This window comes from Rhizobium oryziradicis, assembly GCF_001939045.1.
GTDB classification, from domain to species: Bacteria; Pseudomonadota; Alphaproteobacteria; order Rhizobiales; family Rhizobiaceae; genus Allorhizobium; species Allorhizobium oryziradicis.
The window spans coordinates 468,120-488,882 of record NZ_MKIM01000024.1 but is presented as its reverse complement, the minus strand read 5'-3'; the positions used below and the strand labels follow the sequence as shown (position 1 = coordinate 488,882).

At 52.5% G+C, this 20,763-nt stretch carries 21 protein-coding genes; all 21 read left to right on the top strand.

What is annotated here, in order from left to right; translation table 11 throughout:
• The first annotated feature begins 377 nt into the window (after nucleotides 1–377).
• The 21 genes from BJF95_RS07730 to BJF95_RS07625 all read left to right on the top strand — a co-directional run bounded on the left by BJF95_RS07730 (nucleotide 378) and on the right by BJF95_RS07625 (nucleotide 20,501).
• Nucleotides 378–1,337 (top strand): flagellin N-terminal helical domain-containing protein, encoded by a 960-nt coding sequence (locus tag BJF95_RS07730; RefSeq protein WP_075638820.1) that lies wholly within the window; start codon nucleotides 378–380, stop codon nucleotides 1,335–1,337.
• A 295-nt stretch (nucleotides 1,338–1,632) separates the two neighbouring features.
• On the top strand, nucleotides 1,633–2,595 hold the full coding sequence (locus BJF95_RS07725; RefSeq protein ID WP_075638819.1) for a flagellin N-terminal helical domain-containing protein: 963 nt from the start codon (nucleotides 1,633–1,635) through the stop codon (nucleotides 2,593–2,595).
• Nucleotides 2,596–3,147: 552 nt separating this feature from the next.
• Nucleotides 3,148–3,798, top strand: coding sequence for a hypothetical protein (locus BJF95_RS07715; protein ID WP_075638817.1), 651 nt, complete (start codon nucleotides 3,148–3,150; stop codon nucleotides 3,796–3,798).
• Entirely contained in the window at nucleotides 3,795–5,090 is a 1,296-nt protein-coding gene (locus BJF95_RS07710) for a MotB family protein (RefSeq protein WP_075638816.1), read from the top strand. Before BJF95_RS07715 ends, BJF95_RS07710 begins: the two co-directional genes overlap by 4 nt.
• Before the next feature lies 1 nt (nucleotide 5,091).
• Nucleotides 5,092–6,429, top strand: a complete 1,338-nt coding sequence (gene motC, locus BJF95_RS07705; RefSeq protein WP_075638815.1) for a chemotaxis protein MotC — start codon at nucleotides 5,092–5,094, stop codon at nucleotides 6,427–6,429.
• Nucleotides 6,430–6,431: 2 nt separating this feature from the next.
• Nucleotides 6,432–7,982 carry a flagellar hook-length control protein FliK gene (fliK, locus tag BJF95_RS07700; protein WP_075638814.1) on the top strand — a complete coding sequence of 517 codons (1,551 nt, stop codon included), beginning with the start codon at nucleotides 6,432–6,434 and terminating at the stop codon, nucleotides 7,980–7,982.
• A complete protein-coding gene (locus BJF95_RS07695) occupies nucleotides 7,948–8,493 on the top strand; it encodes a transglycosylase SLT domain-containing protein (RefSeq protein ID WP_075638813.1) in 546 nt (181 codons plus the stop codon). The genes fliK and BJF95_RS07695 overlap by 35 nt, the downstream gene beginning before the upstream one ends.
• Nucleotides 8,494–8,842: 349 nt before the next feature.
• On the top strand, nucleotides 8,843–9,514 hold the full coding sequence (gene rem, locus BJF95_RS07690) for a transcriptional activator Rem (RefSeq protein WP_075638812.1): 672 nt from the start codon (nucleotides 8,843–8,845) through the stop codon (nucleotides 9,512–9,514).
• Nucleotides 9,515–9,641: 127 nt separating this feature from the next.
• Nucleotides 9,642–10,904 carry a flagellar hook protein FlgE gene (locus BJF95_RS07685; RefSeq protein ID WP_075638811.1) on the top strand — a complete coding sequence of 421 codons (1,263 nt, stop codon included), beginning with the start codon at nucleotides 9,642–9,644 and terminating at the stop codon, nucleotides 10,902–10,904.
• 24 nt (nucleotides 10,905–10,928) lie between these two features.
• Nucleotides 10,929–12,383, top strand: a complete 1,455-nt coding sequence (gene flgK / locus BJF95_RS07680) for a flagellar hook-associated protein FlgK (RefSeq protein ID WP_075638810.1) — start codon at nucleotides 10,929–10,931, stop codon at nucleotides 12,381–12,383.
• 3 nt (nucleotides 12,384–12,386) lie between these two features.
• The gene (locus BJF95_RS07675) at nucleotides 12,387–13,454 is read left to right on the top strand and encodes a flagellar hook-associated family protein (RefSeq protein ID WP_075638809.1); all 1,068 of its coding nucleotides are present in this window, start codon (nucleotides 12,387–12,389) and stop codon (nucleotides 13,452–13,454) included.
• A gap of 34 nt (nucleotides 13,455–13,488) precedes the next feature.
• Nucleotides 13,489–13,836 (top strand): flagellar biosynthesis regulator FlaF, encoded by a 348-nt coding sequence (gene flaF / locus BJF95_RS07670; protein ID WP_075638808.1) that lies wholly within the window; start codon nucleotides 13,489–13,491, stop codon nucleotides 13,834–13,836.
• The gene (flbT, locus tag BJF95_RS07665; RefSeq protein ID WP_075638807.1) at nucleotides 13,833–14,282 is read left to right on the top strand and encodes a flagellar biosynthesis repressor FlbT; all 450 of its coding nucleotides are present in this window, start codon (nucleotides 13,833–13,835) and stop codon (nucleotides 14,280–14,282) included. The genes flaF and flbT overlap by 4 nt, the downstream gene beginning before the upstream one ends.
• Nucleotides 14,273–14,716, top strand: coding sequence for a flagellar hook assembly protein FlgD (flgD, locus tag BJF95_RS07660; protein WP_075638806.1), 444 nt, complete (start codon nucleotides 14,273–14,275; stop codon nucleotides 14,714–14,716). Before flbT ends, flgD begins: the two co-directional genes overlap by 10 nt.
• A 207-nt stretch (nucleotides 14,717–14,923) precedes the next feature.
• Nucleotides 14,924–15,190 carry a flagellar biosynthesis protein FliQ gene (fliQ, locus tag BJF95_RS07655; RefSeq protein ID WP_075638805.1) on the top strand — a complete coding sequence of 89 codons (267 nt, stop codon included), beginning with the start codon at nucleotides 14,924–14,926 and terminating at the stop codon, nucleotides 15,188–15,190.
• A 134-nt stretch (nucleotides 15,191–15,324) separates the two neighbouring features.
• Complete coding sequence (flhA, locus tag BJF95_RS07650; RefSeq protein ID WP_075638804.1) at nucleotides 15,325–17,415, top strand: flagellar biosynthesis protein FlhA; 2,091 nt, start codon at nucleotides 15,325–15,327, stop codon at nucleotides 17,413–17,415.
• Nucleotides 17,412–18,164, top strand: a complete 753-nt coding sequence (locus BJF95_RS07645; protein WP_075638803.1) for a flagellar biosynthetic protein FliR — start codon at nucleotides 17,412–17,414, stop codon at nucleotides 18,162–18,164. Before flhA ends, BJF95_RS07645 begins: the two co-directional genes overlap by 4 nt.
• A 12-nt stretch (nucleotides 18,165–18,176) precedes the next feature.
• Entirely contained in the window at nucleotides 18,177–18,590 is a 414-nt protein-coding gene (locus BJF95_RS07640) for a hypothetical protein (protein WP_075638802.1), read from the top strand.
• Between the two features lie 246 nt (nucleotides 18,591–18,836).
• Entirely contained in the window at nucleotides 18,837–19,436 is a 600-nt protein-coding gene (locus BJF95_RS07635) for a rod-binding protein (protein WP_075638801.1), read from the top strand.
• Between the two features lie 163 nt (nucleotides 19,437–19,599).
• A complete protein-coding gene (locus BJF95_RS07630) occupies nucleotides 19,600–19,965 on the top strand; it encodes a hypothetical protein (RefSeq protein ID WP_075638943.1) in 366 nt (121 codons plus the stop codon).
• Nucleotides 19,965–20,501, top strand: coding sequence for a hypothetical protein (locus BJF95_RS07625; RefSeq protein WP_075638800.1), 537 nt, complete (start codon nucleotides 19,965–19,967; stop codon nucleotides 20,499–20,501). Before BJF95_RS07630 ends, BJF95_RS07625 begins: the two co-directional genes overlap by 1 nt.
• The last annotated feature ends 262 nt before the right edge of the window (nucleotides 20,502–20,763 follow it).

Here is a 20,763-nt window from a genome sequence, read left to right as displayed (position 1 = left end):
AAGGTCTGGTTATAGGCGCGATGTTCTACAGCGCCGTGCGTCATATATGGCGCACAAAGGCTCAACGTAGCTCTTTATTTTTGTTGCATAATTTTATCTTTAAACCGATTCCGGTTTAAAGAACCATGCAATATGCAGAGAGACATTGAAAATGACTTTTGGTGTTATTGCGGAGCTGCGGCGACCGCATCTTAAATGAAACTTAAGAAAATTAGGTGTGCGTTTATTTTTTGTTAACCATATTCATGTTTTCTGTTGTTACGAAAGCATTGGGCCGATCAAGCAAACAAGATCGCGGCGAGCATGAAGCTGACCAATGTTCCCGGTATCGACCCGGTCTGTCCCTTCCAATTTCATGACCTTAAGGGGCAATTCCTATGGCAAGTCTTATGACAAACAATTCCGCAATCGCCGCGCTCTCCATCATGCGTTCGATTTCTTCCGATATGGAGATGACGCAGAGCCGGATCTCTTCGGGCTATAAAGTTGAAAAGGCTTCCGACAACGCAGCCTATTGGTCAATTGCAACCACGATGCGTTCTGACAACAAGGCTCTTGGCGCGGTTCAGGATGCGATTGGTCTCGGCGCTGCCAAGACTGACACAGCTTACACAGGCATGAAATCCGCGATCGATGTTGTCACCGACATCAAGGCCAAGCTGGTTGCTGCACGCGAACCAGGCGTTGATAAAGACAAGATCAATAAAGAACTGGTTGAACTGAAGAACCAGCTTGCTTCGATTTCCAAGTCTGCTTCCTTCAACGGTGAAAACTGGCTGTATGACAACAGTGCAACCGCTGGCACGACCCAGGAAATGATTGGCTCGTTTGTACGTGCAGCCGACGGCAATGTCTCGATCAAGACGATCACGTTCGATACATCCAAGTCGATGCTGATCAACGACGCAGCTGCAGCTGGTGGCTTGCTCACAGCGGGTACGACTGCAACATTTGCAAGCGGCACCACCACAACAACCGGTACCTACTACCTGATCAAGTCCACCGCTGGTTCGGGTACGGGCACGGAAATCACTTTGACCTCTGCGACAACAGATATTGCGATCGATGGCATGGTCGCGTCGATTGACAAGATATTGCAAAACATGACGGATGCGGGTGCCACGATTGGTGCGACAACATCGCGTCTGAAGCTTCAGGATAGCTTTATCAAGAACCTGAGCGATACGATTGACTCAGGTGTTGGCCGTCTGGTGGATGCCGACATGAACGAGGAATCGACCAAGCTGAAGGCTCTGCAAACACAGCAGCAGCTGGGCATTCAGTCCTTGTCGATTGCCAATTCCAACTCCGAATCGCTTCTGTCGCTCTTCAAATAACAAGACGCCGGCTCGTAAAAAACGACTCTCCTTCTGTTTCAAAAAGCCGTGGCTCTTGCCGCGGCTTTTTTTTGTTTTCCGCATATATGCGCTTGAAAAAATTAGGAGTTTGTTTATACAGATTAAGAAATCACTAACGGCGTTAACCATTTGTTAACTATTTAATGATTAATAATACGTAAATAATGTTGGGTTGGCTCCAAGGGCAAAAATGTGGCCATCGTGCATGATGCAAACCAACGTTGCCGGTAAATTCTAAAGTCCGGTATGTCCCTTAAACGAATTGGGGCAATCTATGACCAGTATCATGACCAACACAGCCGCAATGGCGGCTTTGCAGACTCTCCGTTCTATCGATAGCAACATGCAGACCACACAGGCCAGAATTTCCTCTGGCTATAAAGTGGCAAATGCGTCCGACAATGCCGCCTATTGGTCGATTGCGACGACAATGCGCTCTGACAATAAGGCGCTGGCAACAGTTCAGGACGCTCTGGGGCTTGCAGCCTCAAAGGCAGACACGGCCTACACGGGCCTCGAATCAACTGTAGACGTCATCAGCTCGATCAAGTCCAAGTTGGTTGCAGCACGCGAACCCGGCGTTGATAAAGGCAAGATCAACCAGGAAATTTCCGAGTTGAAGAATCAGTTGCAGTCTATCGCCGAATCGGCGTCGTTCTCCGGTGAGAACTGGCTGTTTAATGCCTCCACAAACGCGGCAGGCACCAAGGAAATGGTGGGTTCCTTCAATCGCGCAAGTGACGGCACGGTATCCGTCACGACATTGAAATACGATACCGCAAACTCGACCCTCATCGACACAAACCAGGCTTCTCGTGGTATTTTGACACGAGATACAGTGGCGACCTTTGCGTCGGGAACAACCACCACAACCGGTACGTATTATCTGTTGAAGGCTGGCTCTGCGACGACCGCAACGGGCACCTTGATTGAAATCTCCAGCACCACAACGAGCGCCAATCTTGATGGTATGATTTCGGCTGTCGACAAGATGCTACAGACCTTGACGGATTCGGCATCGACCCTTGGTGCGATCAACAGCCGTATCAAGCTGCAGGATAGCTTTGTCAAAAATCTGAGCGACACGATTGATAAGGGTGTCGGTCGTCTGGTGGATGCGGATATGAACGAAGAGTCAACCAAGATCAAAGCGCTTCAGACTCAGCAGCAGCTTGGTATCCAGTCCCTTTCCATCGCCAATACAAACGCGGAGACCATTCTTACGCTGTTCAAGTAAAAGGCGAGGACAACCGGCCGGAGTTGAATATTCTTCCTCTACCGTGCCGCCGGTCATCGGCATTTGGTGGAAATGTTGGACCGCGCACTGCCCTTGCGCGGTCCAACGCCTTTTATACATTTCCCTCTTCTGCTGCATAATCTCCGCTTTAAATCGATTGCGGTTTAAAAAGGAAATCAAGCAACAGGCTGACTGGCAGAATACTGGCAGAATAATAGAGATTTTGGGCCACTCGAAAATCCTCGCGCAAGTTTGACCCCCTAACGTCGAGCGAAGCAAATGACGTTTTGTTTGGCTTGTGCGCATCATCGCACGTCTGAGCGCTCGTGCTGATATGCGGGTGAACATTCCCTTGGGGCGTTGTTGGCTGCAAGATCGTGCGTTGCATCATTTCTGAAATCCGAATGGATTTGAGGAATGATGCAGTGGATTTAAAGTTTCACAGCGGCCTTTGTGCGTCATGCAGAGCGCACGGCGTTGTAGGTGAGAGAGCGTTGCAGCGTTTTGGGGTGTCGCAATTGGCACTTTGCGCTGTTGGCAGGAGAAATGACAATGAGTATGCCGCTGGCCCACTATTTGAAGGATTTCTCTTCGCCCAAGCCGAGCATGCTTGTGTCTGACGCTATGGGATTTGATGCAGATCCCTTTGGTCTGGATGACGGGCCAACGCTTGAGCTGCCACAACCCGATCCGGTCGATCTGGAGGCCGAGCGCAAACAGGCGTATTTCGAAGGTTTCAACGCCGCATCAGAGCAGCTTTCTGCGCAACACGCTGAAGAGATTGCCGCGATCGAGGCGAGATACGCCCAACAGCTTCAAGAGAAAGAAGAGGCGCATCAGGCTGCTCTTGCACAGGTGATCGCCGAAGGGCTGGACAAGATAGCAACCTCAATTGCCCAGACCGTTGGCGAGCAAGCGGTGGCGGCTGTTGCGCCCTTTCTGCAGGAATCATTGGTTGAGACGGCCCTGCATGACCTTTCAACACTGTTGAAGGAAGCCATTCTTGAGGGGGAGGCGAGCGTTATCGCGGTGCGCGGCCCTGAAGCGCTGTTCGAGCGGCTTAGAATGCAAATGGACGGCCATGAAGATCTTCTGCGCCATATAGAGGCGAATGATCTGGATTTGGCCGTTGACGTACAAGACACAGCGCTTGTTACACGTATTTCGGCTTGGACGGCGAGCCTGAAGAAAGTTCTGGCATGAGCGACGCGGAAAATCATCACCACGGCAAAAACGAAGTCATCATCATCAAGCGCCATGGCGGCGGTGATCATGATGGTGCGCATGGTGGCGCGTGGAAAATTGCCTACGCCGACTTCATGACGGCGATGATGGCCTTCTTTCTGGTGATGTGGCTGGTCAATGCTTCGAATGAAGCAACGAAAGCGTCTGTGGCGAGCTATTTTAACCCGATCAAGCTTTCCGATGAAAAGCCGTCGCAACAAGGCAAGAAAAAGCCGGTTGATCAAGCTGAAGGTGAAGAGCAAAAGGAACGCTCTAAAATCAAGGCGGATGACGCCGTGGCGGGCAAAGCTGCGGCCACCGGCGAAGACATGACCTCCACATCGGGGGACAAGCCGGTTTATTCCGAAGCAGATCTGTTTGAAAATCCCTATTCGGTTCTGGCTGAAATTGCGCAGGAAGTTGGCCAGCAAGCAAACGTCAGTGCGAAGGGCGAGGGCGGTGCCAGCGATTCCGGCCCATCAACCGGGGCATCGGGTGGTGAGGCTTATCGTGATCCGTTTGATCCGGATTTTTGGAGCCAACAGCGTCAGACCGTTGAGGGCAAGCCAGGAAAGCAAACGCCTTCCGAGGTGACAATGACCCAGGACGCTGCGGATAAAGCGCCGTCGGAGCGGAGTGCCCCAGAGGTTTCTGCGCAAAATGCCAATGACAAGCAGGCGGTGAAGGGCAATGAGCAGCAAGCCGTCCTTGTGACGCCAACACCGCGCCCCGACAACAAAGCCCAGCAAGCCCAGGACGCCCAAGATGCAAAGTCATCTCCGGATAAGGCGACGAAGGCCGAAGAGCAAAAACAGGCCGATGAGCTGAAAGAGCAAATTGTGCAGCAGATGACCGGCGTTGCGGGCAAGCTTGCGGAAGGGCTGATTGTGACGCCTGCCGAAGGCGGGCTGCTGGTGACGTTGAGCGATCAAAATGATGATCAAATGTTCAACATTGGCTCTGCCTTGCCAAGCAAAGAGATGGTGCTGGCGATGGAAAAGATCGGCAAGCTGCTGTCTGAGCGCAAAGGTGCAGTCCTCATTCGGGGCCATACGGACGGTCGCCCCTATAAGGGGGCAGATAACGACAACTGGGGTCTCTCCATGGCACGTGCCCATGCTGCCTATTATATGCTGGTGCGCGGCGGTTTGAATGAGCAGCGTATCACGCAGGTGTCCGGCTTTGCCGACCGGCGTTTGTTGAAGCCGGATGATCCGTATGCGGCAGCCAATCGCCGTATTGAGATCCTTGTGCAAGGGGATCAGAAGTAAGGTGAGGACCTTCAGCCCATTCCGGCTATCGAAGTTGCTCTTGTGCGGCGTTGCCATCGTGCTGAATGTTGTCAGCGCGCAGGCGGCTGACAAAGCGGCCGATGGCGATAATCTGCCACCCTATATTATGGTGCGGTCGTTGCAGTTCGTGCAGGATTCAGTGGTCATGGGTGATCACTCCGCCGCCGACATGCAGCGGTTTGTGCTTGCAAAGATTGATAAGAGGCTACGCTCTGCCGATACTGCCGAGTTCAGAGATCCCCGCAACGTGGATGCAGCGCTGATTTACACCATGAGCGGCGGCAATCCCGCGACCTTGGAATATCTTGTGTCGCGTGATGTGGATGGTCATTTCGACAATCGCGTCTCGGATGTCTTGCGCAAATATCTGAGCGGAAAAGGGGTTCTTGTTGCCAATTCCCTGGCCGAAATGGTTGGGGTTTACAAGAACACCCGCATTGGAGCCTATCTCGCGCTTGTTGCCGGCAATGTGACCCTGGTGAAAGACCCTGCGGGTGCGCTGAAGTTTTATGATCTGGCCCGCCTTTTGATGCCGGGTACCATCGTGGAAGAGGCGGCCTTGCGTCGCTCGTTCTCGCTGGCAATCGAGACCGGCCAAGTCCAGAAAGCGATGCTCTATGCCAATCGTTATGCGCGCCGCTTTCTGCATTCGCCCTATGCCAATCAGTTTGCGGATATGTTGGTGCAATTGATTGTCGACCATTTCAAGCAAATGGAAGAGCAGGATGTGCTGGCAACTTTGGCGACAATGGACCCTTCACGACAGCGCGAAATTTATTTGCGCATTGCGCGGCGCGCGTCAATCAACGGGAACCCGGCGCTTGCGGCGCTGGCTGCCGACCGTGCGCAGGCCTTGGCGGGCCTGCCCGGCGGAACCGATCCGCAGGCGTTGCTTTACGGTGGCTTGGCGCTCATTCCCACCACGGATGTGCGCAGCGCACTCAAGACAATTGAGGGTCTGAAAGAAAGCGAGCTTTCGGAGTCTGACAAGGCACTTCTCGCAGCAGCCCGGAAGGTCGCGGAGGACATTGTGACCTTGCCGACGGCTGCAAATGCTGGGGTGATACCACCTGCTGAAGCCAAGCCGGAGGGGGCTGCGCCGGTTGCCGGAGCAGATGTTCAGCAAGATCCCACAGCGCCTCAGGCTTCTAAGGTGCAGGCGGCGGCGGTGCCAGTGCCCCCGCAAGGTCAGCCACAAGGCCAACCGATTGTGACAGACAGCCCAAAGCCGGACCCCGCCTTTGACGCTTTTTTGAGCAATGGCCGTAGCAAGCTTGATGAAATTGATAATCTATTAAAACGCAGGGGTGGAGAATAATTATGGCCGTTACCGTTTCAGCGCCAAGTGCCGCAAACATTCCATCATCCTACCCCGGTTCTCGCGCGGATCAGTCTCAGCCCCCCAGCGGCGGCTTTCGCTCGGCGCTCGAGGGTACATCCGCAGGACGCGATAAGGGAAAGCCAGCTTCGGATGATAACGGTAAGTCGGTTGATGCCAACCGTCCTCAAGACCGTGCAAAAAACGAGGATGGTACCAATACCGCTTCAAATAAACAGAGTGATGATCGTTCTGCATCAGTGAAGCCCGCGGAGACGAACGCCGAGGCGCAGGCGGGCGGTGTTGCGGGTTCCGGCAAAGATTCCGCGAACACCCTTGCGAAACTGGTCGCAGCCTTGACGAACACTGACAATGCCAGCGTCGCCAATAAGGATGTACCAGATGAGGTTGCAGGCAAGACAGCTGTAAAGCAGAGCGACAAGGCCAAGGATCAAATTTCGGCGCGCGCCGCCGAACAGGTCGCAGAGGCTGTGGTTGGTGGCGCAGACAGTGCAAAGCCTACGATAAAATCGCCTTTGAGCACCAAAGCTGGCGTGACGGATACCGATGACGGTTCCGAAGCTGCGCAGCCACAGAAGGATGGCACTGCTGGCGCACAGGACGTGTTGTCCTTGCTGGTGCAGGCCGCTCCAACACAAGCCGCAGTGTTGCCACAACAGGTCACACCGGCAGCCGACGGACAGACAAAACAAACTGTTGGCGGTAAGCTGAAAGACGCACTTGAGGCGAAAGTGCGCAATGCCGATCTCGGCAAGATTTCGGATGATGCAGCCCAGCCAACAGCTGCCGCAACACCAACGTTGCGCAGCAGTGCTGCGGATGCCTTGCATATGGTGACATCGGCGGGCCAGAATTCCAGTGGCAAAGAGAGTGAAAAATTGGGGGTTGCAGATTCGGCAATTCTTCGGACTTCAGACATCATGCAAACGGTTGAGGTTGTGGATAGCCGACGGATCATTGCGCCGGTGAGCACCAGCAATGGCGCAAATATTGCCGCGACGATGACGGGCGACAGTGAATGGTCGTCCGTCCTGCGCAGCCACGCAGCAAGCGATGTGGACATCCCGGACCGGATGACAACTGATAAGACGCTGAATACATTGACGATCAAAATGACGCCGGAAAGCCTTGGCACGGTAACGGCCAACTTGAAGCTTGTGGATGGCCAACTCACGGTCAGCCTCGTGGTCGAAAACGGAACGGCCTATCGTAAGCTGCACGAGGATCATGGCGATTTGATCAAGTCGCTTAAATCGCAGGGACTGAGTGTTGATCAGATTCAGATCAGTATTGCCAGCCCGGAAAAATCGAGCAGTGATACCACGCAGAACAATAGCCAGAACCAGCCAAACAATCAGAGCTTGGCACAGCAGAACAGCAATGGTCAAAATCACGGTGGCAACCGCCAGCAGACCCAGGCATCATTTGATAACTTTGGGCAACCGTCTGGAGGGATGGCCGATGACGCAACGTCTCCTGGTGCGTCTGGCACAGGCAATGGCGGTTCTGGCTCTGGTCAGCTTTACCTCTAAGGCTGCCTATGCTGCGGCTCCTGCGGGGCTTTGTGAGCGAGAAATCAGTCGTGCAGCCATCAAATATGGTATCCCCGAGGGCATCCTCTATTCTGTGGGATTGACAGAAACGGGTCGCAAGGGGTCGCTCCAGCCCTACGCCCTCAATGTTGAGGGGCTACCACTTTTCCCCGGCTCGTTGAATGAGGCCTTGCGGACCTTTCATCTTGCCAAAGACATGGGTGGAAAACTCATTGATATAGGTTGTATGCAGATCAATTACCTCTATCATCATGAAAATTTTCGCTCAGTGGAAGAGATGTTTGATCCTAAACTTAACGTGGAATACGCCGCCGAGTTTCTCTCAAAACTGCACAAGAGGCACGAAACCTGGACCATGGCTGTGGCGCGATATCATGCCGGGCCGAACAATAATCCGGCTCAAAAGCAGTATGTGTGTCGGGTTATCAGCAATCTGGTTGCCACGGGTTACGGCAACTGGACGGCGAGTGCGCGTCAATTTTGTCAGTGAAAGACGCGCACCTTGACGGACAAATCAGCGCCCAGCGTCATCGAAATGTTGGTGCACTGTCAGCAAACGCAACCAGAAGGCTATTGCCCGTCGAAAAAATGACAAAAATAAAACGCATTTTGGGCCGTGCCAGGCACTGATTTTGGTCGCTGGTCGACCTTCGCTGTTAACCTTTTTAATGTCTAAATTGTGCCGCATTTGGGCACGTGACACAAGATGTGGTGCAAATCACCCCTCAAAGGTTAAGCAACTATTAATAACTATCATTAACTTTCCACAGTTGTCGTTCAGAGCCGCGATTCGTACCCATTGACGTGTAGAAACACCACACTGATTCGGAGGCGGACGAATGATCGTAGTGGTTGATGAGCGCGAGCTCGTTAAAGACGGTTACACGTCATTATTTGGACGTGAAGGCATACCATCAACCGGGTTTGATCCGGTTGAATTTGGCGAATGGGTTGCATCAGCAGCTGATTCAGACATTGCAGCAGTCGAGGCATTCTTGCTTGGTCAAGGAGATCGCACAGGCGATCTTCCTCGTGCCATTCGAGATCGCACGACAGCACCTGTGATTGCAGTCAGCGATCATCCTTCGCTTGAGGCAACGCTTGCGTTGTTCGATAGCGGCGTGGATGACGTTGTGCGCAAGCCAGTGCATCCCAGAGAGATTCTGGCGCGGGCGGCGGCTATTCGGCGCAGGCTCAAGGCTGTTGCCAATTACGCGGAAATCGGCGCAATTCGCGTCTATTCCGATGGGCGCGACCCAGAGATTGATGGTGAGATTTTTGCTTTGCCACGCAGAGAGCGTCGCATTCTTGAATATCTTGTCACCAACCGTGGACGTCGTGTTTCCAAATCGCAGATCTTCAATGCGATTTATGGCATTTTCGACGAAGAAGTTGAAGAAAATGTGGTTGAAAGCCACATCAGCAAGCTGCGTAAAAAACTGCGCAAGAAGCTCGGTTTCGATCCTGTCGATTCCAAGCGCTTCCTTGGCTACTCCATTGATTGGAAATAATATTTTTGGCGGTACGCCGCCAAAAATCTCGGCCTTGCAACCAATTTGTCATAAGCGTTCACTGAAACAGCTTCACGCAAGGCCCATTTCATAATCTTCTCACACGACGATCGAATGGGGACTTGGTATGAGCCTTTCAGGCAGTATGAATTCAGCCGTATCTGGCTTGCAGGCACAGGCCAGCAAACTGAGCACAGTGGGCGACAATGTCGCAAACTCCGATACAACAGGCTACAAGCGGGTCGAAACTGCGTTTTCCAGCTTGGTTGTTGGCTCTACAGGGTCGGGCAGCTACAATTCGGGCGGCGTGCAAACCACGACCACCCAGACAATTTCGCAGCAAGGCTCCTATCTGTCCACCACATCCGCCACTGATCTTTCGATCAAGGGTGACGGATATTTTGTGGTTCAGAACAACCAGGGCGATATTTTCCTGACGCGTGCCGGCGATTTCAAGCAGGACGCCAGGGGTTATCTTGTCAACTCTGCGGGCTATACCCTTTTGGGCTACTCTTATGCCAACGGCGAGCCAGCTTCCGTTATCAACGGTTTTGATGGCCTGCAACCTGTGAAGGTTAATCTGGACAAGGGGCTTGCGACAGCAACCACCTCAGGCACAATTTCGGCGACCCTTAACTCGTCGCAGCCTGTGCACACGGGCACTGCTCCCGCTGCCAACCTTGCGACCTCAACCTATACGGACAAAAGTTCGATGGTTGCGTACGATGCCTTTGGCAACTCGGTGTTGTACGACATTTACTACACGAAGACGGCCAACAATCAGTGGAGCGTCGACGTTTACCGTAATTCTGATGCGACGCCAGGCACGGGCTTCCCTTATAGCACACTTTCTGTCGCTCATCAGGACATCACGTTTGCTGCAACCCAGAAGCTTGATACGACCAGTGCAAAAACTCTGACGCTTTCGGACACGCATATTACACCGACACTGGGAATTACGCTCGATCTGAGCTCGATGACCCAGAGTAATATTTCGTTCAGTTCACAGGGAACGCTGAACGGCAACAAGGCCAGTGCTGGCGGCACCATTAGCATCGACAATAAGGGTAGCATCACCTCGACGAGTTCTGATGGTGTTGTCTCGAGCCTTTACAAGGTCGCCATGGCCACTGTTGCCAGCCCTGACAATCTCAAGTCTGTCAGTGGTACGGCTTATCAGGTCACGGCCGCTGCAGGAACCGTTGTGGTCGGATTTGCCAACACAGGCAGTTTCGGTTCGATCAATTCCAGAACGCTTGAAGCATCCAACGTCGATCTTGCTTCCGAATTGACCAACATGATCCAGTCTCAGCGGAGCTACAGCGCCAATTCCAAGGTGTTCCAAACGGCTGCTGATATGTTGGATACTCTTATCAGTTTGAAGCGTTAATCGTTACAATGTAAAGGCAGTCTCATGACGCTCTCGTCTACTATGAACACGGCAAAAGGAATATTGAGCAACACCAGCACACAGTCGCAGGTGGTGTCCAAGAATATTTCCAATTCCCAAACAGTGGGCTACGTAAAGCGTGATGCTGTCACCGTTGTAAACGCCACTGGCGGATCAACAGTCAACATCATCCGTGCGGAAGATGTTGTTTTACAAAAACAAATGCTGACGGGTCAGTCCGTGGCCGAGGGACAGTCAACCCTCAACAAGGGGCTGGACCAGTTAAAATCCCTGCTTGGTGGCAACAATTATGATTTGGCACCAAGCACCTATATCTCCAAACTCCAGACGGCACTGCAATCTTATGCAGCGCAGCCAAGCGAGACAACGCTTGCCCAGACTGCCGTCAGTGCAGCCCAGGATCTCGCCAATTCGATTACGGCGACATCGCAGGGGATTGCCAAGGTTCGAGTTCAGGCAGACACAGACATCAAGACGGGTGTTGATAATCTGAATGATCTGCTATCGCAGTTCATGACGGTGAACGAAGCCGTTATCAAGGCAAAGGCAGCTGGCGAAGACCCGAATGATGCCCTTGATCGTCGCGACAAGCTAGTTTCGGATATTTCCAAAATTGTTGGCGTGTCAAAGAGCGAACGCGCCAATGGCGACATGGCCCTCTACACCAATGAGGGGACGGTGCTGTTTGATAAACTGCCGCGTGCCGTAACCTTTGATCCGCGTGGATCTTACGGCGCTGGCATTGCGGGCAACTCTGTCTATATCGATGGTGTTCCGTTGAAGGCAGGTGTCGGTGGCAATACATCGGCGCAAGGGTCACTGGCTGCAAACCTGCAAATTCGCGATACGATTGCGCCTCAGTTTGAGCAGCAATTGGATGAGACATCCCGCTCGCTGATTTCCATGTTTTCTGAAAAAGAAAAAGCCACGGGCAATAACCCCTTGCCAGGTCTTTTCACCTGGCAAAACGGAACAACGCCGGCCTCGGGCACGCTTCAGCCGGGCATCTCCGAAACGTTCGCAGTCAATGCTGCCTATGTGAAGGAAAAGGGTGGCGATCCCGTTAAACTGCGTGATGGCGGTGTCAACGGTGGATTGTATAAATGGAATTCTGACAATACCGCCAGTTATTCGACCCTTCTTAACGGTTATGTGGCCGCTTTCGATACAAAGGTCGGTTTTGATGCAACGGTTGGTTTGGAAAATTCTGCTACGGTAGGAGAATATGCCTCGAGTTCGATTGGTTGGCTTGAGGCTTATCGATCAACCGCGGATTCGGCCAATGAGACGAAATCGGCACTGTCGCAAAGGGCCACTGAGGCATACCAGAACAAGACCGGCGTGAACCTCGATGAAGAATTGTCGAAAATGCTGGATATTGAACAATCTTACAAAGCATCGACCAAACTGATCAGTACGGTTGATGAAATGTTGAAATCGCTCCTGGGGATCGCGTAAGTCATGAAGACATCAAGCATATCCAGTCTGACAATTCAAAACGCTATGCGGCTCACGATTGGTGATGCGCAAAAGCAGATGTCCGACGCTCAGAAAGAAGTCACGACGGGTAAATATGCAGATGTCGGCACGGCTTTGGGCGCAACAACATCAAACGCTGTCGATTTAACAAGTGATTCCTTGAGACTGCAGTCGTTGATAAGCACGAATGCAATTGTGAATACGCGGCTTGACGCATCTCAAAGCGCGCTCAATCAGATCGCATCGTCTGCAGAAAAGATTCAGCAAACTCTGGTTGGTCTGGGCAATAGCTACGAGAGCATCACGCTCAGTTCGGCTAAAAAGTCGGTCAATGATGCGCTCGACATGTTTGTTTCTGCGGCAAACACGTCTGTGAATGGCGAGTATCTGTTCTCCGGCGTCAATACTGACGTGAAGCCCATGAGCGACTATAATGCCGTGGATTCGGCCGGAAACCCGTCTGCTGCCAAAACGGCATTTCGAAACGCCTTTTTCGGTGCCTTTGGCATGACCCCGGAAAATCCGGCCGTGAGCACAATCACGCCCACAGCCATGACAAACTTTCTGAACAATACGCTGGAGCCCATGTTTACCGGCACGGACTGGAACACCAACTGGTCCGCAGCATCGAACGATACAATGACAAGCCGCATTAGCAAGACCGAGACCGTACAAAGCTCAACATCTGCCAATTCCAATGGTTTCCGCTATCTCGGTCTGGTGTCTGTGGTCGGCAGTGAGATGTTGGCCGGGAGTTATTCCGCCGAAACGCGCACCGCGATGGTTGCCAAAGCGGTCGAATATTCGGGCAAGGCTGTCTCCGGCGTCAATGAAGATCGCACGAAACTTGGACTGTCTCAGCAGCGCGTTAAAGAAGCGAATACATCGCTAGGCGCGCAGAAAGACATTATCGATACGCAACTTGGCAATCTCACCGGTGTGGATGCCTATGAAGCATCAACGCGTCTCAACAATCTGAAATCATTGATTGAGACGTCGTATACCTTAACGTCAAGACTGCAAAAACTAAGCCTTGTAAACTATCTCTGATGATCAGCGATAGACAGGAGTAAAGGAAACCTAGATGTACCAGTTTTCCTACAATGAGATCATGGAGGACGGCGTTGCTGACGCGAAAGAGCGCGAGCGACAGGTTCTTGAACGATCAATGGAGCTGCTATCCCAAGCGCGTGATGCCGGGCGTTACGGGCGGGAGAGCATTGAGGCCATATACTACACGCGGCGCGTCTGGATCCGCTTTATTGAGGATCTGAAACAGCCCGACAATCAGCTTGGCATGGAATTGCGTGCCAATCTTATCTCAATCGCCCTTTGGATATTGAAGGAATGCGACCGCATCAGACAGCGGGAGTCCGAAAATTACCAAGGCATTATCGATGTGGCAACCATCATTAGGGATGGACTTAAATGAAGAGCACCTTGCGAATCTCGCTGAAATCCGGGGAACGAATCTTTATCAACGGTGCAGTGTTGCGCGTTGACCGCAAGGTTGCCCTTGAGTTTCTGAACGATGTGACGTTCCTTTTGGAAAACCACGTGCTCCAGCCGGAAGACGCCAATACGCCTCTGCGCCAGCTGTACTTCATTGCCCAGATGATTCTGATCAACCCGGAAGGCAAAGAGCAAACGCTCACCATGTTCCGCAAGTCTATCGTGATGTTGCTGGCCTGCTTCCACGACGACGAAGTTCTGGCTGAGCTGAAGCGCATTGATGCCATGGTGGCATCTGGCCGTGCGTTTGATGCTCTGAAGGCGATCCGTGGTCTTTATGTGATCGAAGACCGGATTTTGAACAATCAGGAAATGACGCCTGGAACCATCGAGCAGATTCGTCGGGAAATTGCACCATGGCGGTAGCAAGCACAGACGCCATCAGCAGCGCGACCTCTTCTGCGGCGAGCTTCACCAACCCTTGGGCCAACGCGTCGGCAAACTCCGACGCGGCCAGCGCCACGATGAACTACAATAGCTTCCTGAAGCTCCTGGTTGCGCAAATGCAAAATCAGGATCCGACAAAGCCAATGGACGCAACATCGCAAATTCAACAGCTTGCAACCTTTTCGCAAGTGGAGCAGTCGATCAAAACCAACACCTTGTTGCGCAGCATGCTGCAAGCTGATGCTTTGACCAAGGCTGGCGATATGATTGGCAAGACGGTCACCAGCTCCGACAGCGCGACAACGGGCGTTGTTTCGGATGCGAAGGTGAGCGATGGCGCGATCACGCTGACGACGGCGACAGGCGGTTCTATCGACCTGCAAACGGGCGTGAAAATCTCCAAAGGCTCCTGATCAGGGGCCCTGATGGATGCATTTGCCCTTCGCGGGCTCTCATGCACCGTCAACAAAAAGGCCTGAAGCCAATTTGGGTTCAGGCGCACTGGTGGAGAGGACCGGAAGATGATATCGGTTCTCGAAATCGGTCATAAGAATCGTCGCGTGCTGTGCGCTCGATGATGATCATGACCTTTGCGGGATGATGCCGCTGGAGAGACGTCAATGAATGAAGCTGATGCGCTGGATATTATGCGCACTGCGGTCTGGACAATCTTGATCGCCTCGGGGCCTGCCGTTCTTGCGGCCATGATTGTCGGTATTACAGTCGCGCTTATTCAGGCCTTGACCCAGGTGCAGGAAATGACTCTGACATTTGTGCCAAAAATTCTGGCCATCCTGATCACCATCGGCATTACGGCTCCTTTTGTCGGAGCGCAGATCTCCCTGTTTGCCAATCTGGTCTTTTCACGGGTGCAAACCGGCTTTTGATGTTGGCCGTCTTTTGTCGTGCCCTCTTTTGTCGTGCATGACCATCTTCGCGCAAGCTTTCTTCTATAGCTCTATCCGTAATATGGGCGGATAATGTTGATCCGCCTCCTTCTCATGAAGAGACGGAACAGGATATGGCGCAAGCACCCACGACTGGAATTCCTCTAAAAATACCATCGAATGGCCGTGATATCGGCTTTGCGTTGGGTATTGTTACCATCCTCTGCATTCTCTTTTTGCCGATCCCTCCCTTCTTGATCGACATGGGACTTGCTTTTTCGATTGCATTCTCGGTTCTGATCCTGATGGTATCCTTGTGGATCCAGCGTCCGCTTGATTTCTCGTCCTTCCCAACCATTTTGCTGATTTCAACCATGATCCGCCTGTCGCTCAATATTGCGACAACGCGCGTGATTCTATCGCATGGTCACGAAGGCCACGGGGCGGCGGGCAATGTCATTGCCGGTTTCGCCAGTCTGGTTATGTCCGGCGATTTTGTGATCGGTTTGATTGTTTTTGCCATTCTGGTCACGGTCAACTTCATCGTTATCACCAAGGGTGCCACGCGTATCGCCGAAGTTGGCGCGCGCTTTACCCTTGATGCCATTCCCGGCAAGCAGATGGCCATTGATGCCGATCTGTCGGCGGGCAATATTGATGAAGTCGAGGCACAGCGTCGCCGTAAAGAACTGGAGCAGGAAAGCTCTTTCTTCGGTGCAATGGACGGTGCGTCGAAATTCGTCCGTGGTGATGCGATTGCGGGCTTGCTGGTCACGGCCATCAACATCTTTGGTGGTATCATTATCGGCTATTTCCGCCATGGTATGCCGATTGGCGAAGCCGCAGACGTCTTTGTTCGTCTCTCGGTTGGCGATGGTCTTGTTTCGCAAATTCCAGCTCTGATTGTCTCGCTCGCCGCAGGCTTGCTGGTGACGCGCGGTGGCAATGCGGGCTCTGCCGACGAAGCGGTTATCGACCAGCTCAGCGGCTACCCCCGTGCGTTGACGGTTGCTTCGGGCCTGATGTTTTTGCTGGCCGTTATTCCGGGTCTTCCCTTGTTGCCTTTTGCCACCCTGGGCGGCATCATGGCTTTTGGTAGCTGGTATATTCCGCGTCAGGTGGAAGCCGCCAATCTTGCCAAGCGGCAGATGGAAGAACAAAAGGTTACCCAGATCAAGGAAGCCGATAAGGATTCGGTCAAGAGCGTGCTCAAGACCTCTGAAATCGAACTGGCGCTGGGCAAGCTGGTATCCACCCGTCTGCTGGGGTCACATCAGGAACTGGCGTTTCGCGTCGGCAAGATGCGCAAGAAATTCGCCAGCCAATACGGCTTTGTGGTGCCGGAGATCAAGGTCTCCGACGACATCGGCATTCCCGATAAATCCTATCATATCCGTATTCATGGCACGACGATCGCCTCCAATATCCTGCGCCTTGGCGAAGTGTTGGTGGTGACCGGCAACGGCCGCAAGCCACGCATTCCGGGCGATGAAATCCGCGAACCGGCGTTTGGCATGCCTGCCGTATCGATCATGGAAACCTTCACAGAAGATCTGAAGCGTGAAGGCTTCCATCCGATTGACAATGTATCGGTGGTGCTGACCCATCTCAGCGAAGTCATTCGCAACAATCTGCCGCAGCTTTTGTCCTATAAGGACGTCAAAATCCTGATTGATCGACTTGATCCTGAATATAAGAAACTGGCCGATGAAATCTGCTCATCACATATGTCCTATTCCGGCCTTCAGGCTGTTCTCAAACTGTTGCTGGCAGAGCGCGTTTCTATTCGCAATCTTCACCTGATTTTGGAAGCGGTGGCCGAGCTTGCGCCGCATGTGCGCAAAACCGAGCAGATTGTCGAGCATGTGCGCGTGCGCATGGCGCAGCAGCTTTGCGGTGACTTGACCGACAATGGCGTGTTGCGGGTTCTGCGGCTGGGCAGCAAGTGGGATTTGGTGTTTCACCAGGCGCTCAAGCGTGACAATAAGGGTGAAGTTGTCGAATTTGATATTGACCCGCGCTCGCTGGAGGAGTTTAGCGAACAGGCCAGCAAAGTCATCCGCGAGTTCATGGACCGTGGCCTGCCTTTCGTGCTTGTCACCTCGCCAGAAACACGGTCTTATGTGCGCATGATTATAGAACGGCTTTTCGCAACCTTGCCTGTGCTGTCTCACGTCGAGCTGGCCAAGGGCATCGAAATCAAGATCCTGGGATCCATTTCATGATCACAGACCCACAGGGAACAGTGCTTGCACTGTTCCTGGTCTTTTGTCGCATTGGTTCTTGTTTTATCACGCTGCCGGGATTTTCCTCATCGCGCGTTCCCACGCCGGTGCGCCTTTTAATCGCGGCCGGGGTGTCTATGGCCTGTCTGCCTTTGTTGTGGGATACGGTCTATCCCAAGGTGCAGGGCGGCGGCGTGATCTATATCGCCCTGATTGGCACTGAAGCGCTGATTGGCGCGATGTTTGGGCTAATTGCGCGTTTTTTCTCGCTTGGCCTGCAATTTGCCGGTTCTATTTTGACCATGATGATTGGCTTCAATGGATCTCCTGCACCCGATGTTTTGGAAGATTCGAGCGAAAACCAGATGACCAACATGATCAGCTTTTGCGGGCTGATGATGTTGTTTATCCTGGATTTTCACCACGTTGTTTTCCGCGTGTTGATCGATAGCTACAATGTCATGCCTATGGGTGGGGTGCCCAATACGCAAACAATGCTGATCACGCTCACCGACACCATCTCCAAGACCTATTTTCTGATGCTGCGGCTGACCAGCCCTTTCATTATATATGGTCTGATGTTCAACGTTGGCGTGGGCCTGGTCAACAAACTGGCGGCGCAAATTCCTATCTACTATATTTCGGCACCCTATCTGATCGCTGGCGGTTTGCTGCTGGTCTATTGGTCGATTGGTGCCATGATGCACCAGTTTGCTTTGGCGTTCATGCCCATGATGCTTGGCAATTGATGAGGGTGTGCGATGGGACCGGCCAAAAAATCTCAAAAACTGAAACGTCTGGTGGCCGTGCAACGGCATTTGGAAAAAATTGCCGAGCTTGATTTGGCCGACACCGCGCGCCAGCGTCAGGAGATCTCAGCCGGGCTGAACAGGGTGATTGAAGCGCTTGGATCGATGGACCCGGTTCACCGGCTCTTTGCGCAATCTTATGCCGAACGGTTCTCACGCTTGTCGAGCGATGATCGTCGTATGGCAGACGTGCAGCGCGTGCAGGAAAATGTGGTTTTGCGCCAGCGTACCAAAGCGGAACGGCTGGAGGACAAGATGCTTGAGGCCAGAGACAATGAAGATCGCGAAGCAGAAGACAATACGCTTCAGGACTTAATTGATCTGACGTTCGCTACGCCAGCCTCCAGCAAGGTTCACGAGAGATAGTCATCCCAATGCAGTAACCTATAGCCATTCTGATTCATGATGTGGGATCCGGGGCTGTATGAAAAGCGTCAATCAACCTTGTAGAGGCGGATGGATGCTTACTGCATAATTCCTTAAATCGGAATCGATTTAAGGAGAAAATTATGCAGCAGACTAAAAGTGTTACAGCGTCCTTTGTGCGCCATATATGGCGCACGGCGCTGTAGCGCGTTTTGGCAAAATCTGATTTTCAGGGGACGAATAACGGTGGCAATTTCTCCTTCAAGCGACCTTGTGATGGATGTTGTGCGGGCAGCGGATCCTTCCGCTATGGCCGAGGCGCAGCAAAAGCTTCAAACTGCGAAAGCAAGCCTTCAGGCCTCGCGTCTGAATGAAAAAAATGCTGGCTTTGAGGTGGCGATGAACACCATGAACACTGCCGCCGCAGACGCGGGCCTTGGCAATCGTGCGACCAATGCCATCAAGACCGAAGACATTCCCAAGCCATACCGTCAGTATGAAGGTGTCGTTTTGCAAACCTTTATTTCCAGCATGCTGCCCAAAGACAGCGAGGCTGTGTTTGGCAAGGGCAATGCCGGCGAGATCTGGAAAAGCATGATGGCTGAGCAAATCGGCAACACCATTGCCCAGCGCGGCGGGGTGGGCATTGCAAAGCAGATGTATGCTGAGGAATTGTCAAGAATCCGAAACAAGGGCGCCCAGAACGTGACGACAGATGCCGCCGACAAGCATCTTTCGCAGCTGCGACTGGACGAAATCGAGCGCAAAACGCTTGGTTTTGACAAAGCCAACGAAAATAAGGTCGGTCAGGTGTTTATATCCAACACCGGATCAACAACGGCCTGAGCCTGCAGACCGGCATGACCAGGCGACACTCTGCATAGGTCCCTGCTGAATTCCAAGCCCTTTCAAAGCCATTGAGCATTCTTACAGCTCCTGACATAAAAACATCTTGGCGATGCGTGTTTTGCGGCGCGCCTCTCCCAAGGATTCAAGGATCGAAACTTACATGGAACATGTGTCCAACGATTACCGGATCAAAACAGTTCTCGGACGACTGGAAATGATTGTCGACAACGAGAATGTGCGGATCGGTAAAGATCCGGAATTTGACCTTAAAGTGTCAAATGCCCACAAGAGTCGTTGCCTGTATGAACTGACCATGCTGTTTCGGGATACGGATCCGAAGGAAATTGCAGTCAATTATGTTGAGCAGATGCATGACCTCAAGAAGAAGCTGGCGCTGAATGCCCGCCGTGTCGAGGCCCATCTGCATGCTGTGCGCGCCGTTGCCGATATTTTGCGCAACGCCGTGGAAGAGGCTGATGGCGATGGCACATACAGTCAGGAACAGTTTCTCTTCAGGGAAAATTGATGATCAAGATTGTCCTCGCGGGTGTCTGGGCCTGCATCGCCACACTGGTTGCCGTCTATTTTTCGGTTCAAATGGCCACTGCTCCTGCTCCTGCCGATGACGGGAGCAAAAAGCCGGAACTGGAACTGGTCCGAGGCGAAGCCGTGACGATTCCCGTCTTTGCCGACGGGAGTGTCAAAGGCTATTTTCTGGGTCGTTTTTCATTCATGGTTCAAAAGGAAAAGACGGAAGCCATTAAGCTGCCTTTGCCACCTTTGATGACCGATGAATTGTACAGGCTGTTGGTTGACAGCAAGATCGTGGATCTGACCAAGGCAACCAAGCTGGATGTGGAAGGCTTTCGCAACACCATCAAGGCGGATCTCAACAAGCATTTGGGCGATGGCGTTATTGCCGAGGTGCTGGTTGAGCAGCTGGATTATCTGGGCAAGGAAGAAACGCAGGATGGCGGTGGCAAGCCAAAGCTGAAGCCAGCGGTGAAGATTGTCGAAGGCCAAACCCCTGCTGCTCCAACGGGCGAAAAGACCGGTCATTAAGCTTAGATTGATTTGATAAACGGCGCTGTGAAGCGCCGTTTTCTGCGTGTGAGTGTAATGCTCTGATCAACGTCCCCGGATGATTAAATTTCCCTTAAGCGGGAATGCGCAATTGTAGTGCGCGAGTTAAACCGGGTTTTATCCTTGGATGGTAATCTGAAACCAGTTTCAATCTGGTTCTCCAAGGTATATGAACAGAATTCACCAAAACTCAGTTGCCGTATTGGATGGTGATGAACAGGTTAACACTGCGCGCCTTATT

What these genes read in the sequence shown, in the direction of transcription:
- BJF95_RS07710 (WP_075638816.1), top strand. Translation starts at nt 3,795, where the DNA reads ATGAGCGACGCGGAAAATCATCACCACGGCAAAAACGAAGTCATCATC.
- BJF95_RS07685 (WP_075638811.1), top strand. Translation starts at nt 9,642, where the DNA reads ATGAGCCTTTCAGGCAGTATGAATTCAGCCGTATCTGGCTTGCAGGCA.
- fliK (WP_075638814.1), top strand. Translation starts at nt 6,432, where the DNA reads ATGGCCGTTACCGTTTCAGCGCCAAGTGCCGCAAACATTCCATCATCC.
- BJF95_RS07640 (WP_075638802.1), top strand. Translation starts at nt 18,177, where the DNA reads ATGGGACCGGCCAAAAAATCTCAAAAACTGAAACGTCTGGTGGCCGTG.
- BJF95_RS07725 (WP_075638819.1), top strand. Translation starts at nt 1,633, where the DNA reads ATGACCAGTATCATGACCAACACAGCCGCAATGGCGGCTTTGCAGACT.
- fliQ (WP_075638805.1), top strand. Translation starts at nt 14,924, where the DNA reads ATGAATGAAGCTGATGCGCTGGATATTATGCGCACTGCGGTCTGGACA.
- flaF (WP_075638808.1), top strand. Translation starts at nt 13,489, where the DNA reads ATGTACCAGTTTTCCTACAATGAGATCATGGAGGACGGCGTTGCTGAC.
- flgD (WP_075638806.1), top strand. Translation starts at nt 14,273, where the DNA reads ATGGCGGTAGCAAGCACAGACGCCATCAGCAGCGCGACCTCTTCTGCG.
- BJF95_RS07645 (WP_075638803.1), top strand. Translation starts at nt 17,412, where the DNA reads ATGATCACAGACCCACAGGGAACAGTGCTTGCACTGTTCCTGGTCTTT.
- flbT (WP_075638807.1), top strand. Translation starts at nt 13,833, where the DNA reads ATGAAGAGCACCTTGCGAATCTCGCTGAAATCCGGGGAACGAATCTTT.
- BJF95_RS07675 (WP_075638809.1), top strand. Translation starts at nt 12,387, where the DNA reads ATGAAGACATCAAGCATATCCAGTCTGACAATTCAAAACGCTATGCGG.
- flgK (WP_075638810.1), top strand. Translation starts at nt 10,929, where the DNA reads ATGACGCTCTCGTCTACTATGAACACGGCAAAAGGAATATTGAGCAAC.
- flhA (WP_075638804.1), top strand. Translation starts at nt 15,325, where the DNA reads ATGGCGCAAGCACCCACGACTGGAATTCCTCTAAAAATACCATCGAAT.
- BJF95_RS07715 (WP_075638817.1), top strand. Translation starts at nt 3,148, where the DNA reads ATGAGTATGCCGCTGGCCCACTATTTGAAGGATTTCTCTTCGCCCAAG.
- BJF95_RS07730 (WP_075638820.1), top strand. Translation starts at nt 378, where the DNA reads ATGGCAAGTCTTATGACAAACAATTCCGCAATCGCCGCGCTCTCCATC.
- rem (WP_075638812.1), top strand. Translation starts at nt 8,843, where the DNA reads ATGATCGTAGTGGTTGATGAGCGCGAGCTCGTTAAAGACGGTTACACG.
- BJF95_RS07630 (WP_075638943.1), top strand. Translation starts at nt 19,600, where the DNA reads ATGGAACATGTGTCCAACGATTACCGGATCAAAACAGTTCTCGGACGA.
- BJF95_RS07625 (WP_075638800.1), top strand. Translation starts at nt 19,965, where the DNA reads ATGATCAAGATTGTCCTCGCGGGTGTCTGGGCCTGCATCGCCACACTG.
- BJF95_RS07695 (WP_075638813.1), top strand. Translation starts at nt 7,948, where the DNA reads ATGGCGGTTCTGGCTCTGGTCAGCTTTACCTCTAAGGCTGCCTATGCT.